Below are 17,596 nucleotides of genomic sequence, written 5' to 3'. Positions count from 1 at the left end.
GAGATGGCGAAACGCACGGCGACCCACCGGACCGTCGCGGTGGACGTGGACGCGCAGGAGCCCGCTACGCACCGTGAGTGGCCCTGGCCCTGGTATGTGGTGGCCGTCGGAGGACCGCTGGCCGTCCTGGCGGCGGGTTGGCTGGTGCTCAGCGCGTTGGCGATGCTGGGCTGGCTGACGTCGCCCGAGGCTCAGCTCTCCGACGCGCTGGGGCTCTCCACCGGGCTGCTGGTTCTGGCGCACGGGGCGCCCGTGGTGATCGGGGGCCTGCAGGTGTCGGTGGCGCCTCTGGGGCTGACCGTCGCGCTGGTGTTCCTCGCCCTCCCGTTGGCATCGATGGCGGCCAGGCAGGCGGCGCGGCAGGAGGCCCTCCCTGACGACACGGGGAGAATTTGGGCAGACACCGAGGCGATCGTCACCCGGGTGGGCGGCACCTTCGGCGCGGTCTACGCCGCGGCCCTCTCGCTTCTGGCAGCCTCGATCGGCGCAGGGTCCCTGCGTGCGGTGGTCGGTGGGGTGGCGGTCGGCGGCATCGCCGGGCTCTGGGGCGCCTCACGCGGGGTGGGCCACGATCCCACCGCCGAGTGGCCGGCGTGGCTGCGCGCCGCGCCGAAGGCGCTGGGGGCCGCCATGCTCACCGTCCTGGCCGGCTCGGCGGCGGTGCTGGTGGTGGCACTGGTCCAGGGCCGCGACAGCATCACCGCGATCGTCGAGGGTCTCGACGGCGGCGGGGTGGGGCTCTTCCTGCTCGTGATCCTGCACCTCGCCTACCTGCCCAACCTGCTCCTCGCCTGCGCGTCCTGGATGCTGGGCGCCGGGGTGACGGTCGGCGATGGCTCCCTCGTCAGCATGGCCACCACGGACGTCGGTCTCCTCCCGGCGATTCCGGCGTTCGGCCTCGTTCCGGTGGGGGCTGAGGTCTCCATGACGTCGTTCTGGTGGCTGCTCGTCGGCGTGGCGGCCGGGGCGGTGGCCGGCCTCGCCGTCGCCTGGGCGAGGCCTCGCGCGCGCTTTGACCAGACGGCGCTGGTGGGGGGCCTGTCCGGTGTCGCCGCCGGGGCCGCCGTCACCGTCCTCGCTGCGCTGGGCTCCGGCGGGTTGGGCGGCACCCGGCTCGCCCTCGTGGGGGCCCGGGTGCCGGAGCTCGCCGTCTTCGCGCCGACCCTCCTAGGGCTCTCCGGCATGGTGACGGGACTGATCGTTGGCCTGATCCGCCGGCCGGTCGCCCAGCCGGCTGAGGCCGGCGCCACCCCTTAGGATGGGCGGGTGACCACCCACGTCGTCGTCCTGCTTTCCGGCTCCGGCACCCTCTGCACGGCGCTGCTCGACGCGATCGACGGCGGGGAGGTGGATGCCCGTGTGGTCGCCGTCGTGTCTGACCGTGAGGATGCGCAGGGCCTGGCTCGCGCCCGTGAGCGTGGCATCCCCGCGGTCGCCCATCCGCTGGCCGCAGGCGCAGACCGGGCGGCGTGGGACGCGGCGCTGCGCGACATCGTGGGGGCCTACGATCCGGACCTCGTGGCCTCCGCGGGTTTCATGAAGCTGCTCGGCCCGGCCTTCCTCGATCGATTCGGGGGCCGCACCATCAACACGCATCCGGCGCTGCTGCCGAGCTTCCCAGGCATGCACGGTCCCCGCGATGCGCTCCGCGCCGGGGTGAAGGTTTCCGGTGCCACCGTCTTCATCGTCGATGCCGGGGTGGACACCGGTAGGATCCTCCTGCAGCGCGCCGTGGACGTGCTACCGGACGACGACGTGGATTCTCTCCACGAACGCATCAAAGTGGCCGAACGCCGCCTGCTCATCCAGGCCGTGGCCGAATGGAAAGAGGGCAAACCGTGACCGATCTCATCCCGCTGCGCCGAGCTCTGGTCTCGGTCTACGACAAGACTGGGCTGGCGGACCTGGGCCGCGAGCTGCACGCCTCCGGCATTGAGATCGTGTCGACGGGCTCCACGGCAAAGACCCTGGCGAACGCGGGCGTGCCGGTGACGCCCGTGGAACAGGTCACCGGGTTCCCTGAGTGCCTCGACGGCCGCGTCAAGACGCTGCACCCGCACGTGCACGCCGGTATCCTGGCGGACCGCAGGCTCGAGACGCACCGCAGACAGCTCGACGAACTCGGCGTGGCCCCGTTCGATCTGGTGATCACCAACCTGTACCCCTTCGCCGCGACAGTCGCGTCCGGCGCCTCCGAGGACGAGTGCGTCGAGCAGATCGACATCGGCGGGCCCACGATGGTGCGGGCCGCCGCGAAGAACCACCCGAGTGTCGCGGTGATCACCTCCGCCGAGCAGTACCCCATGCTGCGGGCGGCCCTGGCAGCCGGCGGTTTCACCCTCCAGCAGCGCAAGCAGCTGGCGGCGGCCGCGTTCGTGCACACCGCCACCTACGACGTGGCCGTCGCGTCATGGATGGGCAACGTGGTCACCGACACCTCAGGCGGCACCGGGTTCCCCGCCTGGGTGGGCGCCACGTGGCACAAGGTGGCGGACCTGCGCTACGGCGAGAACTCGCACCAGGCGAGCGCTGTCTACCGCAACGGGGACGGCACCGACGGGCTCGCCGACGCCACGCAGCTCCACGGCAAGGAGATGAGCTACAACAACTACGTGGACGCGGACGCCGCGCGCCGCGCCGCCTACGATTTCGACGGCCCCGCCGTGGCCATCATCAAGCACGCCAACCCGTGCGGCATAGCCGTCGGGGCGGACGTCGCGGAGGCGCACCGCAAGGCCCACGCCTGCGACCCGGTCTCGGCGTTCGGCGGCGTCATCGCCGCGAACCGGCCCGTCAGCGTGGAGATGGCCCGGCAGGTCTCCGAGGTGTTCACCGAGGTGATCGTGGCGCCGGGCTACGAGGAGGGCGCCGTTCAGGTGCTCGCCGCGAAGAAGAACCTCCGCATCCTGCTGGCGCAGGACGCCATCAACGCGGGCACCGCGCTGCGGCAGATCGACGGCGGCCTGCTGTTGCAGCAGACAGACGCCATCGACGCACCTGGCGACGACCCGTCGGCCTGGACCCTCGCGGCCGGCGAGCCGGCGGACGAGCAGACGCTCGCCGACCTCGAGTTCGCGTGGCGGGCCGTGCGCGCCGTCAAGTCCAACGCCATCCTGCTGGCCTCCGACGGCGCCTCCGTGGGCGTCGGCATGGGCCAGGTCAACCGGGTGGACTCCTGTCATCTGGCAGTGACCCGGGCCGGCGAGCGTGCCGCCGGGTCGGTGGCCGCCTCGGACGCCTTCTTCCCCTTCGCCGACGGCGCCCAGGTCCTCCTCGACGGCGGCGTCCGCGCCATCGTGCAGCCCGGCGGTTCGGTGCGTGACCAGGAGGTCATCGACGCCGTCACCGCGGCCGGGGTGACGATGTACCTCACCGGCACCCGCCACTTCTTCCACTGACACCAGGAGGCACCGTGACCGCCCAGAGACTCGACGGCAAGGCCACCGCCGCCGCCATCAAGGCCGAACTCGCTGTCCGGGTGGCGGCGCTGCGGGACCGCGGCGTGGTGCCGGGGTTGGCCACGGTGCTCGTCGGTGAGGATCCGGCCAGCCAGAGCTACGTGAAGATGAAGCACCGCGACTGCGAGGAGGTGGGCATCGCCTCGATCCGGGTGCACCTCCCCGCTGACGCCAACAAGGCCCAGCTCAGGGAGGCCATCGAGTCGCTCAACGCGGACGAGGCGGTCACCGGCTACATCGTGCAGCTGCCCATCCCCAGGCACCTCGATGAGAACTGGGCGCTCGGCCTCATCGACCCGGACAAGGACGCCGACGGCCTGCACCCGATCAACCTCGGCCGCCTGGTCCTGAACGAGCCCGCCACCCTGCCGTGCACGCCGCGCGGCATCGTCGAGCTGCTGCGCCGTCACGGCGTGGAGCTGCGCGGCGCTGAGGTGTGCGTCGTGGGTCGCGGCATCACCGTGGGACGGCCGCTCGGCCTGATCCTCACCCGGCGCAGCGAGAACTCGACCGTCACCCTGTGTCACACCGGGACGCGGGACCTCGCTTCCCACACCCGGGCCGCGGACGTGGTGGTGGCAGCCGCCGGCGTGCCTGGGATGATCACAGCCGACATGATCCGCGAGGGCGCCGTGCTGGTCGACGTCGGCGTCAGCCGCGTCGACGGCAAGACGGTCGGCGACCTCGCTCCGGATGTCTGGGAGAAGGCGGCCTGGGTGACGCCCAACCCGGGCGGGGTTGGGCCGATGACCCGCGCCATGCTGCTGAGCAACGTCGTGGACCGCGCGGAAGCGCTGCATGCCGGATAGGCCGGACAAGCCAGCCGAGTCCTACCCCAGCAACCCGTGGCCTCTGCTCGGGGTGTTGGCGGTGGTGGGCGTCGGCGTGGGCTACGCGGCTTTGGGGCACTGGCGGCGGGCCGCGCTGATGGTGGCCGGGGCACTGCTGGTGGGGGCGTTGCTGAGGCTCGTCCTGTCCACGGAGATGGCGGGGCTGCTGGCGGTCCGGCGGCGGTGGTTCGACGTCCTGGTGATGGCCGTCATGGGGCTGGCGATCACAGTGGTGGCCCTGGTGGTGCCCCCTTCGAGCTGACGCGCGGCGGCCCGCAGGGTCGGTCTGGTTACGATGGGGCCCATGGAAGCCATGGTCCACGAGGACGACACCGAAGCCGCCGAGGACCGCCCCAGCTCCCGGTCACGCACCGTGCTGTTCCTGGAGATGCTGGTGTTCGCCACGCTCAGCCTGATCGCCTCCTTCGTGCTGTCCTACGACGCCATCCTCATCGCGCAGAACCCTGACGTGGTGCTCAGCTGCTCCATCAACGCCGTCTTCGACTGCGTCACGGTGGGCTCCACCTGGCAGGCCAACGTGTTCGGGTTCCCCAACGCGTTCCTGGGCCTCATCGCCGAGCCGGTGGTGATGACCATCGCGGTGGCCTCCCTGGCCCGCACCCGGTTCCCGCGGTGGTTCATGTTCACCGCCAACGTCGTCTACTTCCTCGGCGTCATCTTCGCCTACTGGCTGCTGTTCCAGTCCACGTTCGTGATCGGCGCGCTGTGTCCCTGGTGCATCGTTGTCACGCTGTCGACCACCTTCGTGTTCACCTCGATGACGCACTGGAACATCCTCGAGGGCAACCTGTTCCTCTCGTCGTCGGCGCAGGCCAAGGCGTTGGCGTTCGTGCGGGGAGGGTGGTTGACGATCACGCTGATGGTGTGGCTGGCGATCGTGGTGTTCATCGAGATCGCGCACTATGTCTTCCGCATCATCTGAGACCGCCCCGCCCGACCGGGCCGGCCGCGACCCCGCTAGAGTCAGTTTCGTCAGACGACAAGGACCGTCACGAGAGGAAACGAAGTGAGCACTGCTGCTCCCGTCAAGATCGCCGTCACCGGCGCCGCAGGTCAGATCTGCTACAGCCTGCTGTTCCGCATCGCCAGTGGATCGCTGCTGGGCGACACTCCCATCGAGCTGCGCCTGCTGGAGATCACCCCTGCGCTCAAGGCGCTTGAGGGCGTTGTCATGGAGCTCCAGGACTGCGCCTTCGGCAACGTGGTCAACATCGAGATCGGCGACGACCCCAACAAGGTCTTCGACGGCGTCAACCTGGCCATGCTGGTGGGCGCGATGCCCCGCAAGGCGGGCATGGAGCGCGGCGACCTGCTCTCGGCCAACGGCGCCATCTTCACCGCCCAGGGCAAGGCCCTCAACTCCGCCGCGGCGGACGACGTCAAGGTCCTGGTCACCGGCAACCCGGCCAACACCAACGCGCTCATCGCGCAGCGCAACGCGCCCGACATCCCGGCCGAGCGGTTCAACGCCCTGACCCGCCTGGACCACAACCGCGCGCTCTCGCAGCTTGCCGCGAAGCTCGGACGCCCCGTCACCGACATCAGCCACATGACCATCTGGGGCAACCACTCGGCCACCCAGTACCCGGACCTGTTCAACGCCAAGGTGGACGGACAGAGCGCCGCCGCACTGGTCAACGATCAGGAGTGGCTGGAGAACACCTTCATCCCCACGGTCGCCAAGCGTGGCGCGGCCATCATCGAGGCCCGCGGACTTTCCTCGGCCGCGTCGGCCGCCAACGCCACCGTCGAGCACATGCGCGACTGGGTGCTGGGCACCGCTGAGGGCGAATGGGTCTCCATGGCGGTCCCGTCCGACGGCTCCTACGGTGTGCCCGAGGGCCTCATCTCGTCGTTCCCGTGCACGGTCAAGGACGGAAGGTACGAGATCGTCCAGGGCCTCGAGCTCAACGACTTCTCGCGTGGCAAGATCGACGCCTCGGTGGCCGAGCTGGTCGACGAGCGCAACGCCGTCACCGAGCTCGGCCTCATCTGAGGTCAGCCCCGACAACCGAAGAGGCCCGCCCCCATCGTCGGGGGCGGGCCTCTGTCGTGAGAAGGGGGATCAGTGGTCGATCGCGCCCTCGGCGCCGGCACCGGTCATGGAGCGCACCTCCATCTCCGCAGCACGGTCGGCCACCTCCGGGCCGTCGGGCTTGATCACGGAGCCCAGCCAGCCGAGGAAGAAGCCCACTGGGACCGACACGATGGCCGGGCTGTCGATGGGGAACCAGGCGAAGTCGGCGTTCGGGAACATCGACGTGGGCAGGCCCGACACGGCGGGGGAGAAGACGATCAGCGTCACCGCGGTGATGAGGCCGCCGAAGATCGACCAGACGGCACCGGCCGTGGAGAACCGCTTCCAGTACAGCGAGTACAGGATCGAGGGCAGATTGGCCGAGGCTGCCACCGCGAACGCCAGCGCAACGAGGAAGGCCACGTTCTGACCGTTGGCGACGATGCCGCCGACGATGGCCACCAAACCGATGGTCACCGACGTGATACGGGCGACCCGCACCTCCTTGGCCGGGTCCGCCTTGCCGTCCTTGAGGACCGAGTTGTAGATGTCGTGCGCGAAGGACGCCGACGCCGTGATGGTGAGGCCTGCCACCACCGCCAGGATGGTGGCGAACGCCACACCTGCGATGACGGCCATCAGCACGGTGCCGCCGAGCTCGTAGGCGAGCGCGGGTGCGGCTGCGTTCGCCCCGCCGGGCATCTCCGAGATGGCCTTGGGCCCGACGAGCCACGCGGCCCCGTAGCCGAGCACCATGGTGAACAGGTAGAAGGCGCCGATGAGGCCGATGGCCCAGGTCACCGAGCGGCGCGCCTCCTTGGCGGTGGGCACCGTGTAGAAGCGCATCAGCACGTGCGGGAGGCCCGAGGCGCCCAGCACCAGGGCCAGGCCCATCGAGATCAGCGCCCAGGGGTCCTTGTAGCGCTGCATCGGCGCGAGCAGGTCCACAGTGGACCCGTCGGCCGCGGACGTGGCAATCGCCTCGCCCAGGAGCGTCGACAGGTTGAACCCTGCGAAGGCCAGCACCCAGATGGTCATCGCCCCGGCGCCCAGGATCAGCAGCACGGCCTTGATCATCTGCACCCAGGTGGTGCCCTTCATCCCGCCGATCAGCACGTAGCCCACCATGAGCAGACCCACGATGGCGATGACGATGTTCTGGCCGAGCGGCGAGGCGATGCCCAGGAGCAGCGACACCAGCGCGCCCGCGCCGGCCATCTGCGCGAGCAGGTAGAAGAAGGACACCGCCAGGGTCGAGGTGGCGGCGGCCAGACGCACCGGCTTCTGCCGCATGCGGAAGCTCAGCACGTCGGCCATCGTGTACTTGCCGGTGTTGCGCAGCGGCTCGGCCACCAGAAGGAGGGCAACGAGCCACGCCACCAGGAAGCCGACGGAGTAGAGCAGTCCGTCGTAGCCGTAGAGGGCCACCGCCCCGACGATGCCGAGGAACGAGGCGGCCGAGAGGTAGTCGCCGGCGATGGCGAAGCCGTTCTGGCGGCCGTCGAACTGGGCGCCGCCGGTGTAGAAGTCTCCGGCCTTCTTCTTGCCGCCGCGGGTGACGCGGATCACCACGGCCATTGTGAAAACGACGAAGGCGGCGAAGATGGCGATGTTGATGATCGGGTTGCCGAGCTGCTCAGTCTCGAGGAGTGTCATCGCGCGCTCGCCTCCAGATCCTCACGCAGGGCCCTCGCCAGCGGGTCCACGTTCTTCACCGAGTGGCGGATGTAGAGCCAGGTGATCAGGAACGTGCTGACGAACTGGCCGAGGCCGAACAGGATGCCGACGGTGAGGTTGCCGGCCACGCTGGTCATCATCAGGTCCTTGGCGAAGATGGAGCCGAGGACGTAGGCGAAATACCACAGCAGGAACACTGCGGTCATCGGGAAGGCGAAGGACCGGAACGTCCGCTTCAGGTGGGCGAACTCCGGCGACTGCTGGACTCGGTGGAAGTCTTCGGCCGGGATCTCACCGGTAGGCACGTCGGGGCTGCTGTCATGCATGGATGGGCGTCTCCTCTGGGCTGTGCGTCGTTGCATCAGGTTGAGCCGCGCGTCATTGCGCGATCGCAGAGTAACAAGTTCACGGTCCAGGTGCGTCATCGCCCAAAATCACTGGCTGATGGTGACCCGCTAGCATGGCGCCCATGCATCAGCTCGTCGTTACGCTCGACTGCCCCGACCGGCCGGGGATCGTGCACGCGATCACCGGCGGCATCGTCGCAGCGCATGGCAACATCACCGAGCTGCAGCAGTTCTCCTCGCCCGACACCGGCCACTTCTTCACGCGGATCGAGGTCCACGGCGCCGAGCCGGAGTCCCTGGCGGCGGCCGTGGGTGCGGCGGCCGCGGACCTGGATGCGCGGTTCCGCGTCGATGACGTGGCCCGCCCCGTGCGGACTCTGATCCTGGCGTCGAAGGCCGGCCACGTGGTCAACGACCTGCTTTTCCGGTGGCGTGCGGGTGACCTCCCCATCGACGTGGTGGGGATCATGGCCAACCATGACGTCCTGGCACCCATGGCCGAGTTCTTCGGTGTCCCGTTCACGCACCGGGCTGTGACCGCCGAGACCAAGCCCGAGTTCGAGGCTGAGGTGCGCCGGCGCGTCGAGCAGGAGGGCATCGAGCTGGTGGTCCTGGCGCGCTACATGCAGATCCTCAGCCCCGAACTCTGCGAGTTTCTCGCCGGCCGGGCCATCAACATCCACCACTCGTTCCTGCCCGGGTTCAAGGGCGCCAACCCCTACCGCCAGGCGCACACCCGCGGTGTGAAGCTGATCGGCGCCACCGCGCACTTCGTCACCGGAGACCTGGATGAGGGCCCCATCATCGAGCAGAACGTGGTGCGCGTGGATCACACCATGGACGTGGCGAAGCTGGTCCGCAAAGGCCAGGCCCAGGAGTCGCAGACCCTGGCCGAGGCCGTGCGCCTCGTCGCCGAGCATCGCGTCCTCGCCGACGGTGACCGCACCGTCATCTTCCGCTGACTGAGGAGCCCAGCCTCGTGCTGACCGACATCGCCCTGATCTCCCTGTTCATCATCATCGGCGGCACCTTCGCCGCCGCCGAGATGGCGCTCATCACGCTGCGCGAGAGCCAGGTCAAGCAGCTTGCCGGCAAGGGGAAGCGCGGCCGTGCCATCGAGCGCCTGACCGGCAATCCCAACCGGTTCCTGTCCTCGGTCCAGATCGGCGTGACGCTGTCTGGCTTCCTGTCGGCCGCCTTCGGCGGCGCCACCATCGCCGAGGCGCTGTCCACCGAGCTTCAGTCGAGGGGCCTGGCCGAGCCCATCTCGGGCACGCTCTCGCTGGTCCTGGTCACGGTGGTCATCTCCTACTTCTCGATCGTGGTGGGTGAGCTGACCGCCAAGCGGCTGGCCATGCAGCGCGCCGAGAGTTTCGCGCTCGCCCTGGCGCCGCTGGTCTCCGGAATCGCGACGCTGACCCGGCCACTCATCTGGTTCCTCGGTGTCTCCACCGATGCGCTCGTGCGCATCCTCGGGGGCGACCCGACGCTCTCCCGCAACGCCGTCACCGACGAAGAGCTGCGTGCCATGGTGGTGGGGTCCTCCACGCTCGGCAAGGAGGAGCGGCGCATCGTCGACGAGGTCTTCGACGCCGGCGAACGCTCCCTGCGCGAGGTCATGGTGCCCCGCACCGAGGTCGACTTCCTGCCCGCGGACATGCCGATCGGGTTGGCCTACCGTGAGGTCCGGGGCGCGCCCCACTCCCGCTATCCGGTCACCGAGGGGTCCCCGGACCGGATCGTCGGCTTCATCCACGTGCGTGACCTGATGGACATCGAGGGCACCGCCCGCGACAGCGACGTCGGCAGCATCGCGCGCGAGGTGCTGTTCCTCCCGGAGACCGTCAAGATCCTCCGGGCGCTCACCGCGATGCGCGCAGCCCGCTCCCACCTCGCCATCGTCCGCGACGAGTACGGCGGCACCGCAGGCATCGTCACGCTCGAGGACCTGATGGAGGAGCTGATCGGCGACATCACCGACGAGTACGACCTCCCGTCATCCTCGGTGCCCCGCCAGATCGACGAGGTGGACGGCCTCACCACCATCGAGGAGTTCGCCGAACTGACCGGCTACGTGATTCCCGAGGGGCCCTACGACACGGTGGCCGGCTTCTTCATGGCCGAGCTGGGCGAGCTGCCCCACCTCGGGGCGAGGGCCACCGTGGCGCTCAGCCCGGACCATGACGTCGACGGTCCCCGTGGCTGGTTCACGCTGGAGGCCACCCAGATGGACGGCCGGCGCGCCGCCTGGTTCTCCATCCGGCGCGACACGCTGCCGGAGGACGACACGGATGCCTGACGACGGGCTCGGCCTGCTCACCGGCCCGGGCGTCGAGCCGCTGCTGCGCGCCGCCGTCGAGCACCAGGGCGGCCGGCTTCTCACCTGGGCGATCGAGCACGTCGACGCCGCCCCGGAGCACTCCACGACCGCCACCTACCTCGCCACGGTGGCGTGGCCGCACGGGGAGCGCACGGAGCTGCTGGGCGTGAGCGCCCGGACAGGGGAGCTGCTCCCCTCGGACGCGCGGGCCGAGATCTTCGACGACGGGCGCCGCAGGGTCGCGGTGTGGCTGTACCCCGACGATCCGGACCTGCCGGGGCTGCCACGGGCCGCCTTCCCGGAGCGGATGGCCGAGACGCTCAACGTGGGCGGTGTGCTGGCCCACCCGGTGGCCGCTGATCAGCTGACGCTGGCCATGGTGGGCTACCGTCCCCGGCGGCGCGCTGTGGTGAAGGTGAGTGTCGCGGACCCGCCCCAAGTGTTCTACGTCAAGGTGCTGCGGGAGCGGGTGTTCGCAGACGTCCACGCCAAGCACCTCATGCTCCGCAGGGCGGGGGTCCCGGCCCCGGAGGTGGCGCTGGCCACACCCGATCACCTCCTCATCCTGCGGGAACTCCCTGGAACCGCCCTCGCCAGCGCCCTGTTCACCCCGGGAGACCCCTGCGGCCCCGAACAGCTGATCGACCTGCTCGATGCGATGCCCGCCTCGGTGGCCTCGCTGGAGCGCCGGGCGCCGTGGGCGGACGCCGTGGCGCACTACTCCGCCATGGTGTCGGCCACACTGCCCGAACTCGGCGAGGAGCTGGGTGCACTGGTTGCGAGAATCACCTCCGGCCTGGCGGGGTTCGCCCCAGGGGACGAGCCCACGCACGGTGACTTTCACGAGGGCCAGATCCGGGTGGCCGACGGACGGGTGGTGGGCCTGCTCGATGTGGACACCATCGGTCCCGGACGTCGCGCCGACGACCTGGCCTGCCTGATCGGGCACCTGTCCACCATCCAGCGGATGAACCCGGCCCAGGCGGACAAGGTCAGAGACCTTCTGGCCAGGTGGGTGCCGGTGTTCGACCGGCGGGTGGACCCTGTGGAGCTGCGGCTACGTGCAGCGGCCGTTGTCATCTCGCTGGCCACCGGCCCTTACCGCAGTCAGGACGTGGACTGGCGGCAACAGACCGTGGCGATGGTGCGGTCCGCCGGCGCGTTGGTGCGGCAGGTGGTCCGCGAATGAGTCATGTTGCGGCAGCGGTGCAGCAGGTCGACTGGGACCGGCTCCGGGCAGTGGCCGTCGATGTCGCGGGGCGGGCCTACGCGCCCTACTCGAAGTATCGGGTGGGGGCCGCGGCGCTCGTGGACGATGGGCGCACCATCAGCGGCTGCAACGTGGAGAACGCGGCCTACGGGGTCACCCTGTGCGCCGAGTGCGGGCTGATCTCAGACCTCGTGGCGGGCGGCGGTGGCCGGCTCGTGGCGTTCACCTGCGTCAACGGCGAGGGCGACGTCATCACGCCGTGCGGCCGCTGCCGGCAGCTGCTCTTCGAGCACGGCGGGCGCGGGCTGCTCATGGAGACCCCGGCCGGGGTCCTGACCCTGGCGGACCTGCTCCCGCAGGCGTTCGGCCCGGACGACCTCGACGCGATCGCCCCACCTGCCCCCTGACGGTAGCGTTGGCGCATGCTCACCATCGATGACCTGCGGGCGTTGCCCAAGGTGGCCCTCCACGACCATCTCGACGGCGGCCTGCGCCCGGAGACCGTGATCGAGCACTGCGCTGAGAACGGCCACGAGCTGCCCGCCACGGACCCGGACGAGCTGCGCCACTGGTTCTTCGAGGCCGCGGACTCCGGCTCCCTGGAGCGCTACCTCGAAACGTTCGAGCACACCGTCGCCGCGATGCAGACTGCCGAACAGCTGAGCCGCGTGGCCCACGAGTTCGTCGTGGACCAGGCCGCCGACGGCGTCGTCTACGCGGAGGCGCGCTACGCTCCCCGACAGCATCAGCGCCAGGGCCTCACCCTCGAGGCCATCGTCGAGGCGGTCCGCGACGGTCTGGCCTCCGGCATGGCCGTCGCGGCCGCCGCCGGGCGGCTCATCGTCGCCCAGCAGATCCTCACCTCGATGAGGCACTCCGAGCCCTCCACCGACGTCGCGGAGCTGGCGCTGGCCTACCGCGACGACTCCGTCTGCGGCTTCGACATCGCGGGGGCCGAGGACGGCTTCCCCCCGTCGCGCTTCCTCGACGCCTTCCGCCACCTCAAGCACAACAACATGTTCTTCACCATCCACGCGGGTGAGGCGTTCGGACTGCCGTCGGTCTGGGAGGCGGTGCAGGTGTGCGGCGCGTCCCGCCTCGGGCACGGTGTGCGGATCGCCGACGACATCGACGTCACGGACGACGGGGCGCTCCTCGGCCGGCTCGCCAACTACGTCCGCGACGCACGCATCGCGCTGGAGGTGTCCCCGTCGTCGAACCTGCAGACCGGGGTCGCCCAGACGATGGCGAGCCACCCCGTGGACATGCTGCACCGGCTGGGGTTCAACGTGACCGTCAACTGCGACAACCGGCTGATGAGCGCCACGACGATGTCGCGGGAGTTCGCGCTGCTCAGCGAGGCCTTCGGCTGGACCCTCATCGACGTGGAGCGCGTCACCGTCAACGCGATGCGCGCCGCGTTCCTTCCCCACGACCAGCGCGAGCGGATCATCGCGCACGTCATCGCCCCGGCCTACGCCGCGGCGCAGTGATCCTCGAACCTCCTGCCGGGGCGCCGCGGCTCAGCCTGCGCTGGGTCAGCGGCGGGACGGCCCGGGACGTCGTCGGCCACCTGGTGGCGGCCAACGAGCAGTGGTATGTGCTGCTGCCGGAGGACCGTCCCGCGGTGTGGGTGCCTCGAGCGGAGGCGGCTGGGGTGCGCCGCGTGCCCGAGCGCAGCGTGCTGCCGGTGTCGCGGCCCGAGGACCTTGAGCGGGCGCTGGAGCAGGCCCGGCCCGGAGTCCGCCGCGCGCGGCTCGGCGGCTGGCGGGTGAGCGGCCACGGTGTCCTGGCCGTCGGCGACCCTGGCGCTGCCCTCGACGACGCGCTGCAGGCCGCGGAGGCGTGGATCGGTGGATCCGCCCCGGTCCGGACTCTGCGCGGCTCGACGGAGGCGCTCACGGCGCTCGGCCTGAGCATCTGCGGCGGCTTCGCGATCCTCACCGCAGACGGTCCCTCCTCGTCGCTGGCCGGGGCGGTGCCGCTGACGAGGGGCTGGGCGCTGGAGGTCCACATCGGTGACCTGGCGGGGCTCGAGGCCGCGGCTGCGGCCGGCTTCGTCGAGCGCTACCGCGCCGTCATCCTCACCCGCCCGTGAGAGTGGGTCCACCGGACGGTGGATAGCGGGCGGGCGACGGGGGAGTGGTTCTGCGGGCAGCATCGGAGCCATGCTGAACAGACTCTTCTTCTCCGCCGCCACCTGGACGGCTCTGGGCCTCGCCTCCGGCCTGTACTGGCGCGAAATGACCAAGCTCAACGACTTCACCGGCCACACCCAGCTCGCCACCGCCCACACCCACGCGCTGGCGCTGGGCACGTTGATGCTCCTTGTGGTGCTGGCCCTGGCGAAGAGCTTCGCCCTGGGGGACAAGGCCACGACGCTGTTCACGGTGCTGTGGAACGTGGGCCTCGGGCTCACGTTCGGGGCCATGATCGTCAAGGGGACGCTGCAGGTCCTCGAGATCCCCATCGCGACCTCACCGATGTGGGCGGGCATCGCCGGACTCGGCCACATGGTGCTCAGCGGGACCTTCGTCTACCTGTTCGTCATCCTGCGCCGGGCACTGACCGCCGCCCCGGCCACCGCTAACGTGGGGGCGTGACGACGACGACGGCCGACCACCCCCCGCGGTTCTCGGCGGCCTGGTGGCTGAGGCTGGGGCAGGCGCTCCTCTTCGTGGGGCTGCTGGTGGTGGCCACCGCGCTGGCCTGGATCGAGGGAGCCGGCTGGCCGGTGCTGGCCCTGGCGGGCATGATGCTGGTGGCCTTCGTCGCGGGGCTCTCACTCCAGCCGCGGCTCGGCATCCTCGGGCGCTCGGTGTGGGTGGGTGTGTTGTTCCTCGGCTCGGTCACGTCGATGGTGCTGTCGCGGGACTTCCTCTGGGTGGTCTTCCCGCTGTGGCTGCTGGTCGGCTCGGTGTTGCCCCTCCTCGCCGCACTGTTGCTGACCGCGGTGACGCTGGCCGTCGTCGTCACGGTGCTGGCGATGGCCGAGGGGCACAGCGTGGGCGGAGTCCTGGGACCGCTGGTGGGGGCACTGGTGGCGGTGGGCGTTGCCCGAGGGGTGCTCCTGTTCGAACACGAGGCCTCCGAGCACCGACGGCTGTTGGCGGAGGTGCTCCGGGCTGAGGACGAGACTGCCAGGTTGCAGCGCGAGGCCGGGGTACTCGCCGAGCGGCAGCGCCTCGCCCACGACATCCACGACACCCTGGCCCAGGGCTTCTCCTCCATCGTGCTGCTGGCACGCGCGGCCACTCGGGCGGTGGATCCCGCCGCTGCTGCCCACCTGCTGGGGCAGATCGAGGCCACCGCTGCCGCGAACCTGGCGGAGTCGCGCCGCGTCGTCATGGCATTGGCGCCCGAAGCGCCAGGGGCGGGAGGCCTGGCGGCGCCCCTGGGGCGCCTCACCGCTGACGTGGCGGGGGCTCTGGGGGCCGAGTGGGCGGTCACCGTCGATCCCGACCTGCCCAGGCTGGCCACGCCCATCGAGGTGGCGTTGCTGCGCGGCGCGCAGGGCGCGCTGTCCAACGTGAGGCTCCATTCCGGGGCCGGGCGGATCAACGTCGAGCTGGCCCGCGCCGGTGACGAGGTGCACCTGGACATCGTCGACGACGGGGTCGGGTTCGACCCGGCGCGCCCCGTCGTCGCAGGCCCCCTGGGCGGGTACGGGCTGCGTGCACTGCGTGAGAGGTTCACCGAGCTCGGGGGTGGCGTCGAGGTGGAGTCAGATGCTGGCGGCACCGCGGTGGCGCTGCGGCTCCCGCTGATTCCGGCAGCCGAGGTGTCGCGGTGACCCGCGTGCTGATCGTCGATGACCACCCCGTGGTGCGCTCGGGGCTGCGCGCCCTGCTCGATGGGGCCGACGGCGTCGAGGTGGTGGGCGCCGCCGCCTCAGGCGAGGAGGCGCTGATGCTCGCCTCAGAGACCCACCCGGACGTCGTGCTGTGCGACCTGCGGCTGGGGCCCGGTCTCGACGGGGTGGGGGTCACGGCGGCGCTGCAGGCCCAGCAGGGCGGGCCGGCCGTCCTCATCCTCACCACCTACGACAACGACTCCGACATCGCGCGCGCGGTGCTGGCCGGCGCGGCCGGCTACCTTCTCAAGGACGCGGAGCCCGAGGACATCGTCTCCGGGATCGCGGACGCTGCGGCGGGTCGGCTGGTGCTGTCGCGGGACATGGAGGGGCGGGTGGTGGAGCGCATGGCCCAGGGAGTCCCGACGCTGAGCGCCCGCGAGCTCGACGTCCTCCGCCTCGTCGAGGAGGGTGTCACCAACAGGGGGATCGCCAAGCGCTTGTTCATCTCCGAGGGGACCGTCAAGACGCACCTCGTCCACGCGTACGCCAAGCTGGGCGCGGAGTCCCGCACCGCCGCGGTCGCGGCGGCTCGGCGCCACGGGCTGCTGGGCTAGCGGTCGTCTCAGTAGTTCGTCGGGGGTCATGTGCCCTCGCGCCCTGGGTGCCGCCCTTCCCATCGTTCCCTGAGGGGGGCCGTCCGCGGAGCGGCGTGGCCGGTCTCCATCGTTCCCTGAGGGGGCCGTCCGCGGAGCGGCGTGGCTGGTCTCCATCGTTCCCTGAGGGGGCCGTCCGCGGAGCGGCGTGGCCGGTCTCCATCGTTCCCTGAGGGGGGCTGCCCGCGGAGCGGCGTAGCCCGTCTCGAAGGGTTGTGAGTGCCACCTTCACGCGGATCCCGTTGTCGGGTGCGGTGGGCCGTGAGTCGATGCCCATGCGGCCGTTGTCCAGGGTCTTGCTGTGGCCACTGGTCATACTGTGGTCGGTTGGTTGAGGCCGCCCGGGCATCGTCTCCCGTCTCCCCGCACTCGTTCCTCCGGTGGCGTTGACACGGCCCGGGTGCGGGCCGGCAGGGCGGCGTTGGGGTTGCGTCTGCTTGGGCGGGATGCCAGCTGGGTGATCGTCGGGTTGGGCACCGCTGCGCAGTGCCGCCCTGCCGTCCCCCACCCTCTCGGCAACCATCAGACCTCTGTTCGCTGAAAGGTCGCGAACCGGGGGCCTCGAGGGCCTTCATCGCTGGTTGGCTGAGGTGCCGCGAAGGAACTGGAACCCTCCCCGCTGGCTGAGGAGCTGCGCAGCGGGCTGGAACCCTCCCCGCTGGCTGAGGAGCCGCGAAGGGACTGGAGCCCTTCCCGTTGGCTGAGGTGCCGCGAAGCGGCCTCGAAGCCTAAGAAACGCGAGCTGACGAGCCAATTCTCCCGAGTCGTCGAGGCCCTTCACCCGACAGCTGGGTGAGCCGACCGAGGGCGGAGCCCCCGACGCGTCGAGGCCCCGCCACCGTCGCCGACCCCCCAGCAACCCCCAGAAAAGCTTCTCGAAGAATTTCTGCCGGGCGCCCCTGCTGGGAGCCAAAAATGTCAGTGGTCGGACATAGCGTGGAACCCATGAAGGACAAGGCGCGTGAGATCGCGGAGCAGTTGCGCTCCGCTGACGAGTTGCGTCGTTTCGCCGAGGCCCAGACCCTGACCCTGCTGTGTGACCTCGCGGAGCACTACGAGGTTGACTACGACCAGGTCGTTGAGGTCCTCGCCGAGCGCAGGGTGGTGGTCGGGGGTATCGGGACCCCGGCGGTCTCCGAGTTCATCGGCCTCGAACTGGCCGGCCTGCTGCGCTGCCCACCCATTGTGGCGGCCTCCAAGCTGGCAGATGCTTTGAGCCTGAAGCACCGCCATCCCTGCCTCTACGCGGCGGTGCAGGAGGGCCGGA

The 17,596-nt window shown here is 70.5% G+C and carries 18 protein-coding genes and 1 pseudogene; 17 read left to right on the top strand and 2 right to left on the bottom strand.

Going from position 1 to position 17,596, the window contains the following annotated elements:
* Nucleotides 1-3: 3 nt before the first annotated feature.
* From H5399_RS15935 to H5399_RS15905, 7 genes are all read left to right on the top strand, one after another.
* Nucleotides 4-1,257: a DUF6350 family protein gene (locus tag H5399_RS15935; RefSeq protein WP_182784428.1), complete on the top strand. Its 1,254-nt coding sequence runs from the start codon at nt 4-6 to the stop codon at nt 1,255-1,257.
* A 9-nt stretch (nt 1,258-1,266) separates the two neighbouring features.
* Nucleotides 1,267-1,842, top strand: a complete 576-nt coding sequence (gene purN, locus H5399_RS15930) for a phosphoribosylglycinamide formyltransferase (protein WP_182784426.1) — start codon at nt 1,267-1,269, stop codon at nt 1,840-1,842.
* Nucleotides 1,821-3,398, top strand: a complete 1,578-nt coding sequence (purH, locus tag H5399_RS15925; protein ID WP_182784424.1) for a bifunctional phosphoribosylaminoimidazolecarboxamide formyltransferase/IMP cyclohydrolase — start codon at nt 1,821-1,823, stop codon at nt 3,396-3,398. The genes purN and purH overlap by 22 nt, the downstream gene beginning before the upstream one ends.
* Before the next feature lie 14 nt (nt 3,399-3,412).
* Nucleotides 3,413-4,267, top strand: a complete 855-nt coding sequence (locus tag H5399_RS15920) for a bifunctional methylenetetrahydrofolate dehydrogenase/methenyltetrahydrofolate cyclohydrolase (protein WP_182784422.1) — start codon at nt 3,413-3,415, stop codon at nt 4,265-4,267.
* Nucleotides 4,257-4,550 carry a DUF3017 domain-containing protein gene (locus H5399_RS15915; protein WP_182784420.1) on the top strand — a complete coding sequence of 98 codons (294 nt, stop codon included), beginning with the start codon at nt 4,257-4,259 and terminating at the stop codon, nt 4,548-4,550. The genes H5399_RS15920 and H5399_RS15915 overlap by 11 nt, the downstream gene beginning before the upstream one ends.
* Before the next feature lie 42 nt (nt 4,551-4,592).
* Nucleotides 4,593-5,231 carry a vitamin K epoxide reductase family protein gene (locus tag H5399_RS15910; RefSeq protein WP_255422399.1) on the top strand — a complete coding sequence of 213 codons (639 nt, stop codon included), beginning with the start codon at nt 4,593-4,595 and terminating at the stop codon, nt 5,229-5,231.
* Nucleotides 5,232-5,315: 84 nt separating this feature from the next.
* On the top strand, nt 5,316-6,305 hold the full coding sequence (locus H5399_RS15905) for a malate dehydrogenase (RefSeq protein WP_182784418.1): 990 nt from the start codon (nt 5,316-5,318) through the stop codon (nt 6,303-6,305).
* Between the two features lie 69 nt (nt 6,306-6,374).
* Here H5399_RS15905 and H5399_RS15900 read toward each other — a convergent pair whose 3' ends face one another.
* A complete protein-coding gene (locus H5399_RS15900; protein WP_182784416.1) occupies nt 6,375-7,982 on the bottom strand; it encodes a cation acetate symporter in 1,608 nt (535 codons plus the stop codon).
* The gene (locus H5399_RS15895) at nt 7,979-8,329 is read right to left on the bottom strand and encodes a DUF485 domain-containing protein (protein WP_182784414.1); all 351 of its coding nucleotides are present in this window, start codon (nt 8,327-8,329) and stop codon (nt 7,979-7,981) included. The genes H5399_RS15900 and H5399_RS15895 overlap by 4 nt, the downstream gene beginning before the upstream one ends.
* A gap of 134 nt (nt 8,330-8,463) precedes the next feature.
* Between H5399_RS15895 and purU the strand changes: the two genes are divergently transcribed.
* From purU to H5399_RS15845, 10 genes and pseudogenes are all read left to right on the top strand, one after another.
* Nucleotides 8,464-9,312 carry a formyltetrahydrofolate deformylase gene (purU, locus tag H5399_RS15890; RefSeq protein ID WP_182784412.1) on the top strand — a complete coding sequence of 283 codons (849 nt, stop codon included), beginning with the start codon at nt 8,464-8,466 and terminating at the stop codon, nt 9,310-9,312.
* Complete coding sequence (locus tag H5399_RS15885) at nt 9,309-10,649, top strand: hemolysin family protein (RefSeq protein ID WP_370585815.1); 1,341 nt, start codon at nt 9,309-9,311, stop codon at nt 10,647-10,649. Before purU ends, H5399_RS15885 begins: the two co-directional genes overlap by 4 nt.
* Entirely contained in the window at nt 10,642-11,859 is a 1,218-nt protein-coding gene (locus tag H5399_RS15880) for a phosphotransferase (protein WP_182784410.1), read from the top strand. The genes H5399_RS15885 and H5399_RS15880 overlap by 8 nt, the downstream gene beginning before the upstream one ends.
* Complete coding sequence (locus tag H5399_RS15875; protein ID WP_182784408.1) at nt 11,856-12,287, top strand: cytidine deaminase; 432 nt, start codon at nt 11,856-11,858, stop codon at nt 12,285-12,287. Before H5399_RS15880 ends, H5399_RS15875 begins: the two co-directional genes overlap by 4 nt.
* 15 nt (nt 12,288-12,302) lie before the next feature.
* On the top strand, nt 12,303-13,373 hold the full coding sequence (locus H5399_RS15870) for an adenosine deaminase (protein ID WP_182784406.1): 1,071 nt from the start codon (nt 12,303-12,305) through the stop codon (nt 13,371-13,373).
* Entirely contained in the window at nt 13,370-13,978 is a 609-nt protein-coding gene (locus H5399_RS15865) for a hypothetical protein (protein WP_182784404.1), read from the top strand. The genes H5399_RS15870 and H5399_RS15865 overlap by 4 nt, the downstream gene beginning before the upstream one ends.
* Before the next feature lie 70 nt (nt 13,979-14,048).
* Nucleotides 14,049-14,483, top strand: a complete 435-nt coding sequence (locus tag H5399_RS15860) for a DUF2871 family protein (protein WP_182784402.1) — start codon at nt 14,049-14,051, stop codon at nt 14,481-14,483.
* Complete coding sequence (locus tag H5399_RS15855; RefSeq protein ID WP_182784400.1) at nt 14,480-15,673, top strand: histidine kinase; 1,194 nt, start codon at nt 14,480-14,482, stop codon at nt 15,671-15,673. Before H5399_RS15860 ends, H5399_RS15855 begins: the two co-directional genes overlap by 4 nt.
* Nucleotides 15,670-16,290 carry a response regulator transcription factor gene (locus H5399_RS15850; protein WP_182784398.1) on the top strand — a complete coding sequence of 207 codons (621 nt, stop codon included), beginning with the start codon at nt 15,670-15,672 and terminating at the stop codon, nt 16,288-16,290. The genes H5399_RS15855 and H5399_RS15850 overlap by 4 nt, the downstream gene beginning before the upstream one ends.
* Nucleotides 16,291-17,274: 984 nt before the next feature.
* Nucleotides 17,275-17,596, top strand: a pseudogene (locus tag H5399_RS15845) (hypothetical protein); the annotation flags it as partial.

Source organism: Tessaracoccus sp. MC1627, assembly GCF_014164725.1.
Lineage (GTDB): Bacteria > Actinomycetota > Actinomycetes > Propionibacteriales > Propionibacteriaceae > Arachnia.
Note: the sequence above shows the minus strand (reverse complement) of the source record. Positions and strands in the feature narration are given on the sequence as shown.

Excerpts from the sequence above, each read along its gene's own strand:
- H5399_RS15935 (WP_182784428.1), top strand. The coding sequence starts at position 4 with ATGGCGAAACGCACGGCGACCCACCGGACCGTCGCGGTGGACGTGGAC.
- purH (WP_182784424.1), top strand. The coding sequence starts at position 1,821 with ATGGAAAGAGGGCAAACCGTGACCGATCTCATCCCGCTGCGCCGAGCT.
- H5399_RS15915 (WP_182784420.1), top strand. The coding sequence starts at position 4,257 with ATGCCGGATAGGCCGGACAAGCCAGCCGAGTCCTACCCCAGCAACCCG.
- H5399_RS15910 (WP_255422399.1), top strand. The coding sequence starts at position 4,593 with ATGGAAGCCATGGTCCACGAGGACGACACCGAAGCCGCCGAGGACCGC.
- H5399_RS15900 (WP_182784416.1), bottom strand. The coding sequence starts at position 7,982 with ATGACACTCCTCGAGACTGAGCAGCTCGGCAACCCGATCATCAACATC.
- H5399_RS15895 (WP_182784414.1), bottom strand. The coding sequence starts at position 8,329 with ATGCATGACAGCAGCCCCGACGTGCCTACCGGTGAGATCCCGGCCGAA.
- purU (WP_182784412.1), top strand. The coding sequence starts at position 8,464 with ATGGCGCCCATGCATCAGCTCGTCGTTACGCTCGACTGCCCCGACCGG.
- H5399_RS15880 (WP_182784410.1), top strand. The coding sequence starts at position 10,642 with ATGCCTGACGACGGGCTCGGCCTGCTCACCGGCCCGGGCGTCGAGCCG.
- H5399_RS15875 (WP_182784408.1), top strand. The coding sequence starts at position 11,856 with ATGAGTCATGTTGCGGCAGCGGTGCAGCAGGTCGACTGGGACCGGCTC.
- H5399_RS15870 (WP_182784406.1), top strand. The coding sequence starts at position 12,303 with ATGCTCACCATCGATGACCTGCGGGCGTTGCCCAAGGTGGCCCTCCAC.
- H5399_RS15860 (WP_182784402.1), top strand. The coding sequence starts at position 14,049 with ATGCTGAACAGACTCTTCTTCTCCGCCGCCACCTGGACGGCTCTGGGC.